The 16,463-nt window shown below is 55.7% G+C and carries 14 protein-coding genes and 1 other RNA gene; 9 read left to right on the plus strand and 6 right to left on the minus strand.

Going from position 1 to position 16,463, the window contains the following annotated elements; all coding sequences use genetic code 11:
• Nucleotides 1–5: 5 nt before the first annotated feature.
• The gene (locus tag B3B59_RS08905; protein ID WP_207292459.1) at nucleotides 6–401 is read right to left on the minus strand and encodes a YraN family protein; all 396 of its coding nucleotides are present in this window, start codon (nucleotides 399–401) and stop codon (nucleotides 6–8) included.
• Nucleotides 359–2,524: a penicillin-binding protein activator gene (locus B3B59_RS08910; RefSeq protein ID WP_286808745.1), complete on the minus strand. Its 2,166-nt coding sequence runs from the start codon at nucleotides 2,522–2,524 to the stop codon at nucleotides 359–361. Before B3B59_RS08910 ends, B3B59_RS08905 begins: the two co-directional genes overlap by 43 nt.
• A 61-nt stretch (nucleotides 2,525–2,585) precedes the next feature.
• Between B3B59_RS08910 and rsmI the strand changes: the two genes are divergently transcribed.
• Nucleotides 2,586–3,449, plus strand: coding sequence for a 16S rRNA (cytidine(1402)-2'-O)-methyltransferase (rsmI, locus tag B3B59_RS08915; RefSeq protein ID WP_212476741.1), 864 nt, complete (start codon nucleotides 2,586–2,588; stop codon nucleotides 3,447–3,449).
• 144 nt (nucleotides 3,450–3,593) lie between these two features.
• Here the strand turns inward: rsmI and garD are convergent, their stop codons facing one another.
• On the minus strand, nucleotides 3,594–5,165 hold the full coding sequence (gene garD, locus B3B59_RS08920; RefSeq protein WP_040073916.1) for a galactarate dehydratase: 1,572 nt from the start codon (nucleotides 5,163–5,165) through the stop codon (nucleotides 3,594–3,596).
• Between the two features lie 410 nt (nucleotides 5,166–5,575).
• Between garD and garP the strand changes: the two genes are divergently transcribed.
• The 7 genes from garP (at nucleotide 5,576) to B3B59_RS08955 (ending at nucleotide 13,211) form a co-directional block, all read left to right on the plus strand.
• Nucleotides 5,576–6,910, plus strand: a complete 1,335-nt coding sequence (garP, locus tag B3B59_RS08925; RefSeq protein ID WP_040073917.1) for a galactarate/glucarate/glycerate transporter GarP — start codon at nucleotides 5,576–5,578, stop codon at nucleotides 6,908–6,910.
• A 15-nt stretch (nucleotides 6,911–6,925) separates the two neighbouring features.
• Complete coding sequence (gene garL, locus B3B59_RS08930; RefSeq protein ID WP_040073918.1) at nucleotides 6,926–7,696, plus strand: 2-dehydro-3-deoxyglucarate aldolase; 771 nt, start codon at nucleotides 6,926–6,928, stop codon at nucleotides 7,694–7,696.
• 31 nt (nucleotides 7,697–7,727) lie between these two features.
• Nucleotides 7,728–8,618 carry a 2-hydroxy-3-oxopropionate reductase gene (garR, locus tag B3B59_RS08935; protein WP_046885798.1) on the plus strand — a complete coding sequence of 297 codons (891 nt, stop codon included), beginning with the start codon at nucleotides 7,728–7,730 and terminating at the stop codon, nucleotides 8,616–8,618.
• 60 nt (nucleotides 8,619–8,678) lie between these two features.
• Nucleotides 8,679–9,824, plus strand: a complete 1,146-nt coding sequence (garK, locus tag B3B59_RS08940; RefSeq protein ID WP_212476736.1) for a glycerate 2-kinase — start codon at nucleotides 8,679–8,681, stop codon at nucleotides 9,822–9,824.
• A 32-nt stretch (nucleotides 9,825–9,856) separates the two neighbouring features.
• Nucleotides 9,857–10,234: RNase P RNA component class A (rnpB, locus tag B3B59_RS08945), an RNA gene on the plus strand.
• A gap of 323 nt (nucleotides 10,235–10,557) precedes the next feature.
• Nucleotides 10,558–11,889 (plus strand): amino acid permease, encoded by a 1,332-nt coding sequence (locus B3B59_RS08950; RefSeq protein ID WP_046885800.1) that lies wholly within the window; start codon nucleotides 10,558–10,560, stop codon nucleotides 11,887–11,889.
• Between the two features lie 20 nt (nucleotides 11,890–11,909).
• Nucleotides 11,910–13,211, plus strand: coding sequence for a serine dehydratase subunit alpha family protein (locus B3B59_RS08955; RefSeq protein ID WP_286808748.1), 1,302 nt, complete (start codon nucleotides 11,910–11,912; stop codon nucleotides 13,209–13,211).
• A gap of 49 nt (nucleotides 13,212–13,260) precedes the next feature.
• Here the strand turns inward: B3B59_RS08955 and B3B59_RS08960 are convergent, their stop codons facing one another.
• Entirely contained in the window at nucleotides 13,261–13,962 is a 702-nt protein-coding gene (locus tag B3B59_RS08960; protein ID WP_046885801.1) for a pirin family protein, read from the minus strand.
• A 105-nt stretch (nucleotides 13,963–14,067) separates the two neighbouring features.
• On the opposite strand from B3B59_RS08960, the gene B3B59_RS08965 reads away from it, so the two are divergent.
• Nucleotides 14,068–14,964: a LysR family transcriptional regulator gene (locus B3B59_RS08965; protein WP_040073923.1), complete on the plus strand. Its 897-nt coding sequence runs from the start codon at nucleotides 14,068–14,070 to the stop codon at nucleotides 14,962–14,964.
• 37 nt (nucleotides 14,965–15,001) lie between these two features.
• Here B3B59_RS08965 and B3B59_RS08970 read toward each other — a convergent pair whose 3' ends face one another.
• Both B3B59_RS08970 and B3B59_RS08975 read right to left on the minus strand, forming a co-directional pair.
• The gene (locus B3B59_RS08970; protein WP_046885802.1) at nucleotides 15,002–15,367 is read right to left on the minus strand and encodes a DUF805 domain-containing protein; all 366 of its coding nucleotides are present in this window, start codon (nucleotides 15,365–15,367) and stop codon (nucleotides 15,002–15,004) included.
• 106 nt (nucleotides 15,368–15,473) lie between these two features.
• Nucleotides 15,474–16,460 (minus strand): glutathione S-transferase family protein, encoded by a 987-nt coding sequence (locus B3B59_RS08975; protein WP_286808750.1) that lies wholly within the window; start codon nucleotides 16,458–16,460, stop codon nucleotides 15,474–15,476.
• Between the last annotated feature and the right edge of the window lie 3 nt (nucleotides 16,461–16,463).

Raw genomic sequence — 16,463 nt, forward strand, 5'->3', positions numbered from 1 at the left:
CTGGTTTACGCGTCTTCGCCGAAGGCGTTTTTAAGCCATTCGATGGCGTTTCCGGTGAAGGCTACCACATCGAACCGGCAATCCACAGTATCAAAACTCCCATTATGGCGGGCAAGCCACACGCGGGCGGTCTGTAATAATTTTTGTTGCTTGGCCCGGGTCACGCTGGCGGCGGCACCGCCAAAGTGGGATGTTTGTCGGTAGCGAACCTCGACAAACACCGTCACCCGGCCCTCTTTCATGATGAGGTCAATTTCACCGCCGCGCGCGCGGACGTTTGCGGCGATAAAGCGCAGTCCCTTGCTCTCCAGCCAGCGACGCGCCTGTAATTCCCATGCGTCGCCGGTCTGTTTACGGCTTAACTGGCCGGGACGATCTGCCCCTGCTGGTATTTGAGCCATGATAACTTCCTGTTAATCACGCAGTCCTGAGTCGCGGTCAGATCGCCAGTGTTGCCGCTAATTCCAAAGCCGGGTACCTGACGCATCTGAGTGAAGTGGTTTGCCAGCGCCCAGGCATCAACGCCCATGGCGTACAGGCGGGCCAGCGAGTAGTCGTTACGTACGCTGCCGAGCGCTTGCTGCATCAGCGCCGGGTTACTGCCGGCGAGCATGGGGATCTCACTGTACTGCAGACCTTCCATCTCCAGACGGAAGTCAGGGCCAGAGGTGCCCTGCGCGCTGCGGGAGCTGGCATACAGCGTCACGCCGCTCTGGCTACCATTGCGCATGGCAATCATCGGTTTGATGAAGGCGATCTCCTCCGGTGTGGCCACAATGTACGCTGAATCGACCTTACCGCCACCCGAGATTTGCGCATCCGTTGGCGGAGCCGGTATGTTCAGGCCGCCGATGGTCACACCCTGCTGCTGCGGCAGACTGGCGGTGACCGGGCTGCCACTCAGCGCGATACCTGCGCCGCCGTTAATCCCGGCGCGCAGCTCTGAGCTTGAGCCGAATTTCTGCTGCAGCACGATGCCGCCACCCAGCTGTTGCCACTCCTGGGCAAAGGCATTCGCGACGCGATCGCCCAGCGTAGAGCGTGGGGTCAGCAACAGGGGCGCCTGCTTACCTTGCTCATGGATATGACGCGCGGCGTCGCGGGCTTCGTCTTCCGGAGAGAGGGCGAAATAGCAGATATTGGCGCGGTTCTGTACCTGCTCTGGCTGATTAAGCGCCAGCACGTTTAACGAGGTGTTGCTCTTCATCAGCTCTTCCACGTTGTTTTTCAACAGCGGCCCGACCACGATGCTGGCGCCGTCCTGTTGAACCTGAGCCAGCACCTGATCCAAAGGTTGTGCGCTGGTGTCATAAATCTTCAGCTCAGCGCCCGGGTTCGCCGTGGTCGCTGCTACGGCCTGCGGTTGCGCAGCCGGTTGTTGTGGCTCAGTAGTCTGCGGTTGTGCCGCCTGTTGTTGTGGCTCCATAGTCTTCGGCTGCTCCGTGGCTGCCGCATTCGTCGCCGGGGTGGCCTGCGATTGCGGAGCTTGCTGGGTCGCCGGGGCTGCGGATGGGGTGGTAGGGGCGGTAACCGGGTTCTGCATCGTGCCCTGCGGCTGGGTCGCCGTCAGATCGCTGGTCTCTGCCGCAGAAGGGCTAACAACGTCATTCACGTTTGCAGCCTGAGCTGTCTGCGCCGGTACTGCGCTCCCCGTCACCGCCGTGGTGCCGTTTTTCGCGGCTTCAAAGCCTTGCTGGATGGTGCGTCCAAATACGGCTGCCTGGCCATTTAAAGGCAGCAGCAGCGCTATTTTGCTGGTGGAGGCAGGTTTGAAATTCTGCACGTTCACCAGCTGCGTTGGCAGCATTTTAGCACCAGGGTTGTTGGGATAACGGGTCTGCCAGTCGGTAATACCCGCTTTCAACATCGTGGGATCATTGCGGTTATCAAACCAGACGCGCTGGAGATCCAGCCAGCCCTGCAGAATGTTTTCATCGGCGTTGATCACCAGCTTACTGGCCTGATCCTGCGTCATGGACGACAGCGCCTGCCAGGTGGCATCAATATTCTTTTGCTTCAGGTCCCCTGCCAGCAAAGGCTCTTGTGCAATCAGAGCACGGAGAAGCGTCAGGGAAGGGCGGCCTTGCTCGGTGGTGATGACGGCCTGCCAGTAACGTGCCTGCTGGTTGTTTTCCAGTGCATTGACGTCAATATCGGCAAGGATCTTTTTCGCGCCAGCAGCGTCGTTCTGTGCCACTTTCAGCTCAGCGGCAAGAAGCTGCTGCTCGCGACGCTGGCTGTCGGTGAGATCCTGCGGCAACTGGTTAAACAGTTCGCTTGCCCGCTGGGTTTGGCCTTCTTTCAGCAGTGCACGAATGGCAAGTAATTGCCAGTTGATCCTGGTATCATTCGAGCTCTGCTCCATCTGGTGCAGATAATAGCCGGAATCAGCCTGAGCAGTGCCCTCCATGTGAGGAGTCGTCTGATCGGGCGCCTGGGTGCCACAGCCTGCAAAAATCAGCGCGGCAACTACAAGGGGAAGGCTGCGCGTGACTTTGTTACGAAGAAACGTTAAGGGTACCATACTGTATCCAGTGATATTTTTTACGCATGCTCAATATTAAATCGGCAATACGGATGAAACAATGAAACAACACGAAACGGCAGATAATTCTCAGGGTCAACTGTATATTGTACCTACTCCCATCGGGAATTTGTCTGATATTACCCAACGTGCACTCACCGTATTGCAAAGCGTTGATTTAATTGCAGCTGAAGACACCCGCCATACGGGATTACTGCTACAGCATTTCGCTATCAGCGCGCGGTTGTTCGCGCTGCACGACCATAATGAGCAGCAAAAGGCAGAGACGCTGGTCGCGAAGCTGAAAGAGGGGCAGAACATTGCCCTGGTATCAGATGCCGGCACGCCGCTCATCAACGATCCTGGATATCACCTGGTGCGTACCTGCCGGGAAGCGGGCATCCGCGTAGTGCCACTGCCTGGCCCCTGTGCCGCCATCGCGGCCTTAAGCGCTGCGGGTCTGCCTTCCGATCGTTTCTGCTATGAAGGTTTCTTACCGGCAAAATCGAAAGGACGTCGCGACGTACTTAAAGCGCTGGAAGCCGAGCCGCGCACGCTTATTTTCTATGAATCCACCCACCGCCTGCTGGAGAGCTTAGAAGATATGGTCGCCGTCTGGGGAACGTCGCGCTACGTGGTGCTGGCACGCGAGCTCACCAAAACCTGGGAGACGATCCATGGCTTGCCCGTCGGCGAACTGCTGGCGTGGGTTAAAGCGGACGAGAACCGTCGTAAGGGCGAGATGGTACTGATTGTGGAAGGCCACAAAGCCGAAGAGGACGCGCTGCCTGCCGATGCGCTGCGCACCCTGGCGCTGTTGCAGGCCGAGCTTCCCCTGAAGAAAGCCGCCGCGCTGGCCGCCGAAATCCACGGTGTGAAAAAGAATGCGCTGTATAAATACGCCCTGGAGCAGCAAGGGGAGTAAGCGGTGAGCCGGTATCACACCGGCCAGCCTCAATCAGGCCGTTGAGATCGCTTAACGGCAGACACCCTCGGCCGGCATCCTGCGCTGAATGCAGAATAAAAAAAAGCATGGCCGAAGCCATGCTAAGCAAGGTTTACTGCCAACTCAGGTAACTGGCGCCGGGTTAAACACCGCCAGTTGATTGTGCAAGCCCCACTGGTCAGAGAAGGTTTTCTTACGGCCGCTCGCCACATCAAGAATAAAGTGGAACAGCTTCCAGCCCACATCCTCAATGCTCTCTTCACCGGTGGCGATGGTGCCAGCGTTGATATCCATTAAGTCAAACCAGCGGTTTGCTAACTCGGTGCGGGTGGCCATCTTGATCACCGGAACCGCCATCAGGCCGTACGGGGTGCCGCGTCCGGTGGTGAATACCTGTACGGTGATACCGGAGGCCACCTGCTGGGTGCCGCAGACGAAGTCGCTCGCCGGGGTCGCCGCGTAGATCAGGCCACGTTTGGTTGGACGCTGACCCGGGGACAACACTTCCACAATGGCGCTCTGGCCAGATTTGGCAATCGAGCCGAGGGCTTTCTCCACCACGTTTGCAAGGCCGCCCTTTTTGTTGCCCGGAGAGGGGTTAGCGCTGCGGTCGGTTTTACCCATATCAAGATAGTTGTCGTACCAGGCCATCTCTTCCAGCAGACGTTTACCCACCTCTTCATTGACGGCGCGCGGGGTCAGCAGATGGATTGCGTCACGCACTTCCGTGACCTCAGAGAACATTACCGTGGCGCCGCAGCGTACAAACAGGTCCGAGGCGTAGCCGACCGCCGGGTTCGCGGTCACGCCTGAAAACGCATCGCTGCCGCCGCACTGGGTACCCACAACCAGCTCGGAAGCCGGACAGGTTTCACGCTGGCGTTGATTGAGTTTCGCCAGATGGCGTTCGGCCACCTGTAAAATGTCGTCGACCATCGAACGGAAGCCCACGTGCTGCTCGTCCTGCAGACGCACGATACTGGCGTCATCCACCGGAATAGCCTGCACATCTTCGGTGCCCATCAGCAGTTTTTCTGGCTGCAGTTTTTCACAGCCGAGCCCGATGACCATCACCTCGCCGCCGAAGTTGGGGTTCAGAGCGATGTTATGAATCGTCCGGATGGGGACGATGGCCGCCGGGGCGTTGATCGCCACGCCGCAGCCGTACAGGTGGTTAAGTCCTACCACGCCGTCGACGTTGGGGTATTTAGGCAGGAGATCACGCTCAATGATTTTCACCACATAATCCACTACGCCTGCCACGCAGTGTACGCTGGTACTAATGCCGAGCAGATTTTTTGTACCTACGCTGCCGTCTGCGTTGCGGTAGCCTTCAAAGGTGTAACCCTCAAGCGGCGGCAGCGGCTCCGGCACGCGGGTCGCCAGCGGCAGGGTATTCAGCGGTGGAGCTTTTGGCAGTTCGACCAGTGATTCATCGATCCAGCTGCCCTGTGGAATAGCACGCACCGCGTAGCCAATAACTTCACCGTAACGAACAATTTCGCCTTTCGCCGGAATATCCACCAGCGCCACCTTATGTCCCTGCGGGATATGCTCAATCAGCTCCAGTCCGTCCGGGAAGCGGGTTCCTGCTTTTAACCCATAATCGTTAACAATAATCGCCACGTTATCGGTGTCATGCACCTTTATATAAAACGCCGTCGGCGACTCTTGACGAATTTCGATGTCGGCCATTGTTCAGTATTCTCCAGCGAAGTTTTAGATATTAAAAGTCGATAAGAGGATGCTTATTTTCTTATTGTCAGAAATAAAGTCTCGGTCTTGTTGAATAAAGAATGTCAGGACTCCGGGAATAAAAAAGTGATCATGATCACTCATCGGGGAGAGAGAGCGCCGCGACTGGCGGCTTATGCGTAAATCTGTGCATCAGCGCCCAGGATGTTGTGCATATGCTCAATATATTATTCGTTATTGGCGTGATAATTGAGCTTTAACACAATGTGCAGGTTGAGTCTGATGTTTATACTTATTCTCGATTTCATTGTATCTGGTTAATTAATTGATATTACCTGCTGTCTAAAATAACCAGGGAAACTTCTTCTTAAAATAATAAAAAGTATAGCGATGTGCCCGAGGAATTATATATGAGCCTGGATACTGCTGTAGAAACGAAAAAGGGTATTCATACCCGTCATTTAATATTGCTGATTATTTTTATTGTGACTGCGGTTAACTACGCTGACCGCGCGACCTTATCGATTGCCGGGACGGAAGTGGCAAAGGAGCTGCAGTTAAGTGCCGTGTCGATGGGATACATCTTCTCCGCATTCGGCTGGGCTTATCTGCTGATGCAGATCCCGGGCGGCTGGCTGCTGGATAAGTTTGGCTCCAAAAAAGTCTATACCTACAGTCTGTTCTTCTGGTCCCTGTTTACCTTCCTACAGGGCTTTGTCGATATGTTCCCGCTGGCCTGGGCCGGTGTGTCGATGTTCTTCATGCGCTTTATGCTCGGCTTCTCGGAAGCGCCCTCCTTCCCGGCAAACGCCCGTATCGTGGCTGCCTGGTTCCCGACCAAAGAGCGTGGCACCGCATCGGCGATCTTTAACTCTGCGCAGTACTTCTCGCTGGCGCTGTTCTCCCCGCTGCTGGGCTGGTTGACCTTTGCCTGGGGCTGGGAACATGTCTTTACCGTTATGGGTGTCATTGGCTTTGTGCTGACCGGCATGTGGGTGAAGTTCATTCACAACCCGACCGACCATCCGCGCATGTCTGCTGAAGAGCTGAAATTCATCTCTGAGAATGGCGCCGTGGTCGATATGGATCACAAAAAGCCCGGCGACAAAGCAGCGAATGGTCCAAAGCTGCATTATATCAAGCAGTTATTGACTAACCGCATGATGCTGGGCGTCTTTTTTGGTCAATACTTTATCAACACCATTACCTGGTTTTTCCTCACCTGGTTCCCTATCTACCTGGTGCAGGAGAAGGGGATGTCGATTCTGAAGGTGGGCCTGGTCGCCTCCATCCCTGCGCTGTGTGGTTTTGCCGGTGGTGTGCTGGGCGGTGTGTTCTCGGATCACCTGATTAAACGCGGTATGTCACTGACGCTGGCACGTAAATTACCTATCGTGCTCGGGATGCTGCTGGCCTCGACCATCATTCTGTGTAACTACACCAATAACACCACGCTGGTGGTGATGCTGATGGCGCTGGCATTCTTTGGAAAAGGCTTTGGCGCGCTGGGCTGGCCCGTTATCTCCGATACTGCGCCGAAAGAGATTGTCGGCCTGTGCGGTGGGGTATTCAACGTATTCGGTAACGTAGCGTCAATCGTCACTCCGCTGGTGATTGGCTATCTGGTAAGTGAGCTGCATTCGTTTAACGCGGCGCTGGTCTTCGTAGGCTGTTCGGCGCTGATGGCGATGGTCTGCTACCTGTTCGTGGTAGGCGACATCAAACGTATGGAATTGCAGAAATAAGCAAAGGTATAAGCGATGAGTAACGATATCTTCCCGAACAAATTCAAAGCTGCGCTGGCGGCAAAAGAGATCCAAATCGGCTGCTGGTCTGCTCTGGCGAGCCCCATCAGCACCGAAGTGCTGGGCCTGGCAGGTTTCGACTGGCTGGTACTGGACGGCGAACATGCCCCGAACGATATCACCACCTTTATTCCTCAGCTGATGGCGCTGAAGGGAAGCCACAGTGCACCGGTCGTGCGCGTGCCGACCAACGAGCCTGTGATCATCAAGCGCCTACTGGATATCGGGTTTTACAACTTCCTGATTCCGTTTGTGGAGAGCGAAGAAGAGGCGGTGCAGGCGGTGGCCTCTACCCGTTACCCGCCGGAGGGGATCCGTGGCGTATCGGTTTCTCATCGCGCCAACATGTTTGGCACCGTGCCGGACTACTTAGCGCAGTCCAACAAAAACATCACCATCCTGGTACAGATTGAAAGCCAGCAGGGGGTGGATAACCTGGACGCTATCGCCGCCACCGACGGTGTAGACGGTATCTTTGTCGGGCCAAGCGATCTGGCCGCCGCTTTTGGTCACTTGGGTAATGCCAACCACCCGGACGTACAGCGTGCTATTCAGCATATTTTTGCCCGCGCCAAGGCACACGGTAAGCCGTGCGGCATTTTGGCGCCGGTTGAGGCTGATGCCCGTCGCTATCTGGAGTGGGGCGCAACCTTTGTCGCCGTAGGCAGTGACCTGGGCGTATTCCGTTCCGCCACGCAGAAATTAGCGGATTCCTTTAAAAAATAATCACCACTGAGAGAAAGAGAGAGACGCAATTATGACGATGAAAGTTGGTTTTATTGGCCTGGGTATCATGGGTAAACCAATGAGTAAAAACCTCATCAAAGCAGGTTACTCACTGGTGGTTGCTGACCGTAATCCCGACGCTATTGCGGATGTGATTGCCGCCGGGGCAGAAACAGCCGCCTCTGCGAAAGCCATTGCAGAGCAGTGCGATGTGATTATCACGATGCTGCCAAACTCCCCGCACGTAAAAGAGGTGGCGCTGGGTGAAGGCGGCATTATTGAAGGGGCGAAGCCGGGCCTGGTGGTCATTGATATGAGTTCTATCGCCCCGCTGGCGAGCCGCGAAATCAGCGAAGCGCTGAAGGCGAAAGGCGTAGATATGCTGGATGCGCCGGTCAGCGGCGGTGAACCGAAAGCGATCGACGGCACCCTGTCCGTGATGGTGGGCGGCGATAAAGCGATCTTCGACAAATATTATGACCTGATGAAAGCGATGGCGGGCTCCGTGGTTCATACCGGCGAAATCGGTGCCGGTAACGTGACCAAGCTGGCGAACCAGGTGATCGTCGCGCTGAACATCGCCGCGATGTCCGAAGCGCTGAGCCTGGCAACCAAAGCAGGTGTTAACCCGGACCTGGTCTATCAGGCAATTCGTGGCGGCCTGGCGGGCAGTACCGTGCTGGATGCGAAGGCACCTATGGTGATGGATCGTAACTTCAAGCCTGGCTTCCGTATCGATCTGCATATCAAAGATCTGGCGAACGCGCTGGATACCTCTCACGGCGTAGGGGCGCAGCTGCCGCTCACCGCAGCGGTTATGGAGATGATGCAGGCGCTGCGTGCAGATGGACTGGGCACGGCGGATCACAGCGCAATCGCATGCTATTACGAAAAACTGGCGAAAGTGGAAATCACGCGCTAACGAAGAAGGGCGCGGGGACGCGCCCGGTATTTCTGCCTCGAGCGGTAACAGGCTATAACTATGAAAATCGTAATTGCCCCTGACTCTTACAAAGAAAGTCTCTCCGCTACCGAGGTAGCGCAGGCAATAGAAAAAGGATTTCGGGAAATTTTCCCCGACGCAGAATATGTCTCTGTTCCGGTCGCCGACGGCGGCGAAGGCACGGTCGAAGCGATGATCGCCGCCACAAACGGCGCGCTACAGCACGCTGCCGTCACCGGGCCACTGGGTGAAACGGTGAATGCCTGCTGGGGTATCTCTGGCGATGGCACCACGGCTTTTATCGAGATGGCGGCGGCCAGCGGCCTGGCGCTGGTGCCTCCGGCACAACGTAACCCCTTAACCACCACCTCTCGCGGCACCGGGGAGCTGATCCTCGCTGCGCTGGATAAAGGGGCGCGTAATATCATTATTGGCATCGGTGGCAGCGCCACTAACGACGGCGGTGCGGGCATGGTCCAGGCACTGGGGGCCCGGCTGGTGGATGCTAATGGCACCGACATTGGTTATGGCGGCGGAAGCCTGGTGGCGCTGAATCATATTGATACCAGCGGCCTCGACCCGCGCCTGAAGCATTGCGCTATTCGCGTGGCCTGTGACGTGACCAACCCGCTGGTGGGGGAGACGGGCGCCTCGAGGATTTTCGGCCCACAGAAAGGGGCGACGGAGGCGATGATTGTCGAGCTGGATACCAATCTTGGGCACTTCGCCGACGTGATTAAAGCATCGCTGCGTATCGACGTGAAAAATATGCCAGGTGCCGGCGCGGCAGGCGGTATGGGCGCGGCGCTGACCGCCTTCCTTGGTGCGGAACTGCGTAGCGGTATCGAAATTGTCACCCAGGCCCTGCATCTGGAAGAACATATCCACGATTGTACGCTGGTAGTCACAGGGGAAGGGCGCCTCGACAGCCAGAGTATTCACGGCAAAGTGCCGGTGGGCGTGGCAAGCGTAGCCAAAAAATATCATAAACCGGTGATTGGTATCGCCGGCAGTCTGACCCGCGACGTAGCGGTGGTGCATCAGTATGGTATCGATGCCGTATTCAGCGTGCTGAACAGTATTGGGACGCTGGAAGAGGCCTTCCGTAACGCATCGGATAATATTTATCGCGCTTCGCGCAATGTTGCCGCCACCTTAAGGGTGGGGATGCACACGCGAGGGTGACAGCGGGGCGCAAACCCTCTATACTTCGCGCCGAAGCTGACCAGACAGTCGCCGCTTCGTCGTCGTCCCTTTCGGGGGAGACGGGCGGAGGGGAGGAAAGTCCGGGCTCCATAGGGCAGGGTGCCAGGTAACGCCTGGGGGGGGAACCCACGACCAGTGCAACAGAGAGCAAACCGCCGATGGCCCGCGCAAGTGGGATCAGGTAAGGGTGAAAGGGTGCGGTAAGAGCGCACCGCGCGGCTGGTAACAGTCCGTGGCACGGTAAACTCCACCCGGAGCAAGGCCAAATAGGGGTTCACATGGTACGGCCCGTACTGAACCCGGGTAGGCTGCTTGAGCCAGCGAGCGATTGCTGGCCTAGATGAATGACTGTCCAACGACAGAACCCGGCTTATCGGTCAGCTTCAACTTCTTAAAGAAAACCCCGCTACGGCGGGGTTTTTTGCTTTTATACTTCAAGAAAACCCCGCCTCGGCGGGGTTTTTGCTTTGGCATGTTTTTTAACGTGCAACGCTAATACCAAGAAAATCATTCCTTTAGGCACACAATCAGGAGCAATTTTTGCTCTAATTTTCGAAAAGCCTTATTAATATTGTGACTTTTTTCTCTTCACCTGCGGGTATGATTTTCCCCATTCCAATAATTCGCGCCTGCACATCTCTGGCTCATTATCGCTGATGAGCACAGACCCAAAAATGAGAACTCTATACCCTACACAATAAGCGAGAGCCTTATGGATACGGCGAAAAATAGCAGCGTGATGGTCACGGATTCCCCTGCGGCAATGCGAGCGGGAATGCGTGAAAGTGAATGGCAAGAAGCCATTAAATTCGACAGTACCGATACCGGTTGGATCATTATGAGTATCGGCATGGCGATAGGTGCGGGAATTGTTTTTCTCCCGGTCCAGGTGGGATTAATGGGCCTGTGGGTATTCCTGCTCTCTTCAATAATCGGTTATCCGGCAATGTATCTCTTCCAGCGTCTCTTTATAAATACGCTGGCGGAATCACCAGAATGCAAAGATTACCCGAGCGTTATTAGCGGCTACCTGGGCAAGAACTGGGGGATTTTATTGGGCGCGCTCTATTTCGTGATGCTGGTGATCTGGATGTTTGTCTACTCCACGGCGATCACCAATGACAGCGCCTCTTATTTACACACCTTTGGCATTACCGACGGCCTGCTTTCGGAAAATCCCTTCTACGGCTTGCTGCTGATCTGTATTTTGGTGGCGATCTCATCGCGCGGTGAAAAGCTCTTATTTAAGGTTTCAAGCCTGATGGTGCTTACAAAGCTGTTTGTCGTCGCGGCGCTGGGGCTGTCGATGATTGGTCTCTGGCACTTAGCCAACGTGGGCATGCTGCCGCCCGTCGGACTGCTGATTAAAAACGCCATTATTACGCTGCCCTTTACGCTCACTTCGATTCTTTTTATTCAGACGTTAAGCCCGATGGTGATCTCTTATCGCTCGCGAGAAAAGTCGGTAGAAGTCGCGCGCTATAAAGCGCTGCGGGCGATGAATATCGCCTTCGGCATTCTGTTTGTCACGGTCTTCTTTTACGCGGTCTCTTTCACGCTGGCGATGGGGCATGACGATGCGGTAAAAGCGTATGAACAGAATATTTCCGCGCTGGCGATTGCGGCACAATTTATTAGCGGCGAGGGGGCGAGCTGGGTCAAAATTGTCAGCGTCATCCTCAATATTTTTGCCGTTATGACCGCGTTCTTCGGTGTGTATCTCGGCTTTCGCGAAGCCACACAGGGCATCGTGATGAATATTCTGCGCCGCAGGATGCCGGCAGAAAAAATCAATGAATCCCTGGTACAGCGCGGCATCATGCTTTTCGCCATTTTACTGGCCTGGAGCGCCATTGTCTTAAATGCGCCGGTACTGAGCTTCACCTCTATTTGCAGTCCTATCTTTGGCATGGTGGGGTGCTTAATTCCCGCCTGGCTGGTCTATAAAGTCCCCGCACTGCATAAATACAAAGGCGTATCGCTGATGATCATTATTATCACCGGCGTGCTGCTTTGCGTTTCTCCTTTCCTCGCCTTCTCCTGAGGATCATTTAGGTGGTTAAGATGTCTGAGTTCACGAATCCTTTATGGAACCCTTTTATTCGCGCTGTCCGGGCGGAAGTAAAACCTGCCCTTGGCTGTACCGAACCCATCTCTCTGGCGCTGGCCTGTGCGATTGCCGCCGGGCAACTCACGAAGCCGGTAACGCACATTGAAGCGTGGGTATCGCCAAATCTGATGAAAAACGGGCTGGGGGTAACAGTACCAGGAACCGGGATGGTCGGGCTGCCTGTTGCCGCGGCGCTGGGAGCGCTGGGGGGCAATCCGCAGGGCGGGCTGGAAGTGCTCAAAGAGGCCTCAGCCGAGGCGCTCACCAGGGCTAAAGCATTGCTGGATGCCGGTAAAGTGCAGATAAACTTGCAGGTGCCGTGCGATGAGATCCTCTATTCCCGCGCCTGCGTCTATGCAGATGATGAGTCAGCCTCGGTGACCATTGCCGGTGAACATACGCGTGTGATCGAGATTACCTGCGGCGGAAAAACATGTTTTCATCGCAATGAGAAGGTAGAGCACCACGACGATGATCCACTGGCTGTACTTTCCACGGCTACGTTGTCGCAGATCTTTGAGTTTGCCGGGCACGTTCCCTTTGCGGATATCCGCTTCATCCTGGAGGCCGCCCGGCTCAACGATGCGCTTTCCCGCGAGGGGCTGAGCGGGAAATGGGGTCTCCATATCGGCGCTACGCTGCAAAAACAGCGCGAGCGTGGCTGGATGGCGCAGGATCTTGCGTCGGAGATTGTTATTCGCACCAGCGCCGCCTCGGACGCACGCATGGGCGGAGCGACACTGCCGGCGATGAGTAACTCAGGCTCTGGCAACCAGGGGATCGCTGCCACTATGCCGGTCGTGGTCGTTGCTGAATATGTTCAGGCCGACGAGAACATGCTGGCACGGGCATTAATGCTGTCTCATCTGGTGGCCATCTACATCCATAACCAGCTTCCGCGATTGTCGGCACTGTGTGCCGCCACGACGGCAGCAATGGGGGCAGCAGCAGGCATGGCCTGGCTAATGGGCGGCAACTACCAGACGATGGCGATGGCGATCGGCAGTATGATCGGGGATGTCAGTGGCATCATCTGTGACGGGGCGGCGAACAGCTGCGCCATGAAGGTCTCTACCAGCGTATCCAGTGCCTGGAAAGCGGTGATGATGGCACTGGAGGAGTCTGCCGTGACGGGCAATGAAGGGATAGTTGCGCAGGATGTGGAACAGTCGATCGCAAATCTGTGCGCGTTGGCATGCCGCTCAATGCAGGCCACGGATAAGCAGATCATTGAGATTATGATGAGCAAAGTGTAACGCCTTTCCCGTGACCCTCTCTTTCTGAGAGGGTCAGCAGGGATTATCGTCACACCGGCAAATCAATCAGCAATGCCCGCAGCGGTGAATCCGCGACCAGGGTAATATTCGCTTCATCACGAATAAACGCCCCGTCACCACAGGTCAGCGCTTCTTTCCCTTGCGCATGCGTGACGGCATGTACCGTGCCGTGAATCGACTGCAGATAGGCGCGCGGGCCATGCAGCTGGAAGCTAAGCTCCTCGCCTTTCTTCAGCTCAATATGATGCAGCCAAATCTGCTGGCGCAGTTGCAGGCTACCCTGGCTGCCGTCCGGCGAAGCGAGCAGCTGCTGCTTACCGTCCTGCAATACCATCTTCTGAACCGGTGCATTTTCACGCTCCGGGCATGCGTCCAGCCACAGCTGCAGGCGGGTCAGCGTTTTGTCTTTGCTGAGATTATGCTCGCTATAACTTGTGCCTGGTTGGGTGGCAATCAACAGCGCTTCACCGGCCTTCGCCTGGACATGATTGCCTTCGCTGTCGCGGTACTCGGCTTCGCCTTCCAGAATCACATTAAGGATATCCACTTTAGGATAGGTACGCGGCTGGAAGGAGGCGCCTGGTGCAAGCACTTCCTGATTCAGCACGCGCAGTGAGGCGTAGCCCAACAGTTTCGGGTCAAAGTAGTGTCCAAAGGAAAAGGTATAGCGGGCCTGCAACCAACCGAAGTCGGCTTGTCCACACTGCTTTGCAGTTCTTGTAGTAATCATAATGCTTGACCTCTCTTTACACTAAAACAATGGTAAAGGTATGGACGCTGCATTGTTAGCCAGATATTCTGCCCACTATGTTCAAATTTCCTGAATGATAACGTTATGGCTAAAGAGAGAGCACTGACGCTTGAAGCGCTGCGCGTCATGGACGCGATTGACAGACGTGGCAGCTTTGCTGCGGCTGCAGACGAGCTGGGGCGCGTGCCGTCAGCCCTGAGTTACACCATGCAGAAGCTGGAAGAAGAGCTGGATGTGGTGTTATTTGACCGCTCCGGTCATCGAACAAAATTCACCAATGTTGGCCGCATGTTGCTTGAGCGCGGGCGTGTACTGCTGGAGGCGGCTGATAAACTCACTACCGATGCAGAGGCTCTGGCTCGCGGCTGGGAGACTCATCTCACTCTGGTAACAGAAGCGCTCGTCCCGACGCACGCGCTCTTCCCGCTGGTAGAAAGACTGGCGGATAAAGCCAATACGCAGCTGTCGATCATCACCGAGGTGCTGGCAGGGGCGTGGGAGCGTCTTGAAACGGGCAGGGCGGATATTGTCATTGCGCCGGACATGCACTTCCGATCCTCGTCTGAGATCAACTCCCGTAAGCTCTATAGCGTAATGAATGTCTATGTTGCTGCCCCGGATCATCCGATTCATGACGAGCCCGAGCCGCTCTCAGAAGTTACCCGCGTGAAGTACCGTGGTGTGGCGGTGGCCGATACCGCCCGCGAACGTCCGGTACTGACCGTGCAGCTGCTGGATAAGCAGCCGCGTCTCACCGTCAGTACGCTGGAAGATAAACGCCAGGCGCTGTTGGCCGGGCTGGGCGTCGCCACTATGCCTTATCCGTTCGTGGAAAAAGATATTGCTGAAGGGCGCCTGCGCGTGGTCAGCCCGGAGTACACCAGCGAAGTGGATATCATTATGGCGTGGCGTCGGGACAGCATGGGCGAGGCCAAATCCTGGTGCCTGCGCGAGATCCAGAAGCTGTTTACCGTCAAATAAGTGCATGCCCGGTGGCGCAATGCCGCCGGGCAAGGTATCAGGCTTGCCGTTTAGGATCCGGCCCGAAACGGTTTTCACCCGGCGTGCCAGCCTGGCAGTTGAAGATCAGAATAATTAGCCAGCCGACGATGGGAATAAGCACCAGCAACAGCCACCACGCCGATCGGTCAGTGTCGTGCAGGCGCCGGAACAGAACGGCCCAGGACGGCAGCAGAACCAGCAGACCATAAATCGTCGTCAGCACCCCTTCGCCCCCGGCGCGCTCCCAGCCGAGCATTTTATCGAGGATGCCCAGCACGAGGATAAGGATGAAGTTCACCAGAACAAACATCCAGTACTCTTTGCGGCGGGCGCGGCCACCAAATCCAATGTAGTTGCGCAGTACTTTGAGATACCAGTCCATATATCTTGCCTCAATAATCAGTCAATCACTTGTTTTCTAAGCGATCGAGGTAAGAATAGACGGAGATTGTGAATAAAAAAAGGGCATCAATTGATGCCCTGAATATTTAGCCGAAACGGGCGTCACGGCCATGCGGTTCGTTCAGATCCTGCCATGGACCAATGGAGATAATACCCGTTGGGTTGATGGTTTTGTGGCTGCGGTAATAGTGGGTGCGGATGTGGTCAAAATCGACCGTTTCGGCAATCCCCGGCATCTGGTAGATGTCGCGCAGGAAACCATACAGGTTCAGATAATCGCTGATGCGATGCTTATCGCATTTAAAGTGGGTGACATAGACCGGATCGAAACGTACCAGCGTTGTCCACAGACGAATATCGGCTTCTGTCAGTCGATCGCCGGTGAGGTAGCGATGCTGGCCAAGGATCTGCTCAATGCGCTCCAGCGACTCAAAGACTTTCTCGACCGCCTCGTCGTAAGCTTCCTGGCTGGTGGCAAACCCGGCCTTGTAAACACCGTTATTGACGTTGTCGTAAATCCAGCTATTCAGCTCATCAATTTTTTCCCGCAGTTCAGTGGGATAATAATCGCCCGCCCGCGCGCCGTGAGCATCAAAAGCGGTATTGAACATGCGGATAATTTCAGCCGATTCATTGCTGACGATGGTCTGGTTTTTCTTATCCCACAGTACCGGAACGGTGACGCGTCCAGTGTAATGCGGATCGGCACGCAGATAGAGCTGATAGAGAAAATCGTGGTGATAGAGGTCATCGCCCGTGGCGGCCGGGAAATCCTTGTCGAAGGTCCAGCCGTTTTCCAGCATCAGCGGGTTAACGACCGAAACGGGGATCAGCGATTCCAGCCCTTTCAGCGTGCGGACAATCAGTGTGCGATGCGCCCACGGACAGGCGAGTGAAACGTAGAGATGATAACGGTCTTTCTCCGCCGCGAAGCCGCCTTCACCGCTCGGGCCGGCGGAGCCGTCGGCGGTGAGCCAGTTGCGGAAGGCAGAAACAGAACGCTTAAAACGTCCTCCGGTAGATTTGGTGTCGTACCAGGTATCCTGCCAGACGCCGTCAACAAGTTGTCCCATTTT

Source organism: Leclercia sp. UBA2479 (assembly GCF_002341985.1).
In the GTDB taxonomy this organism is placed as follows: domain Bacteria; phylum Pseudomonadota; class Gammaproteobacteria; order Enterobacterales; family Enterobacteriaceae; genus Enterobacter; species Enterobacter pneumoniae.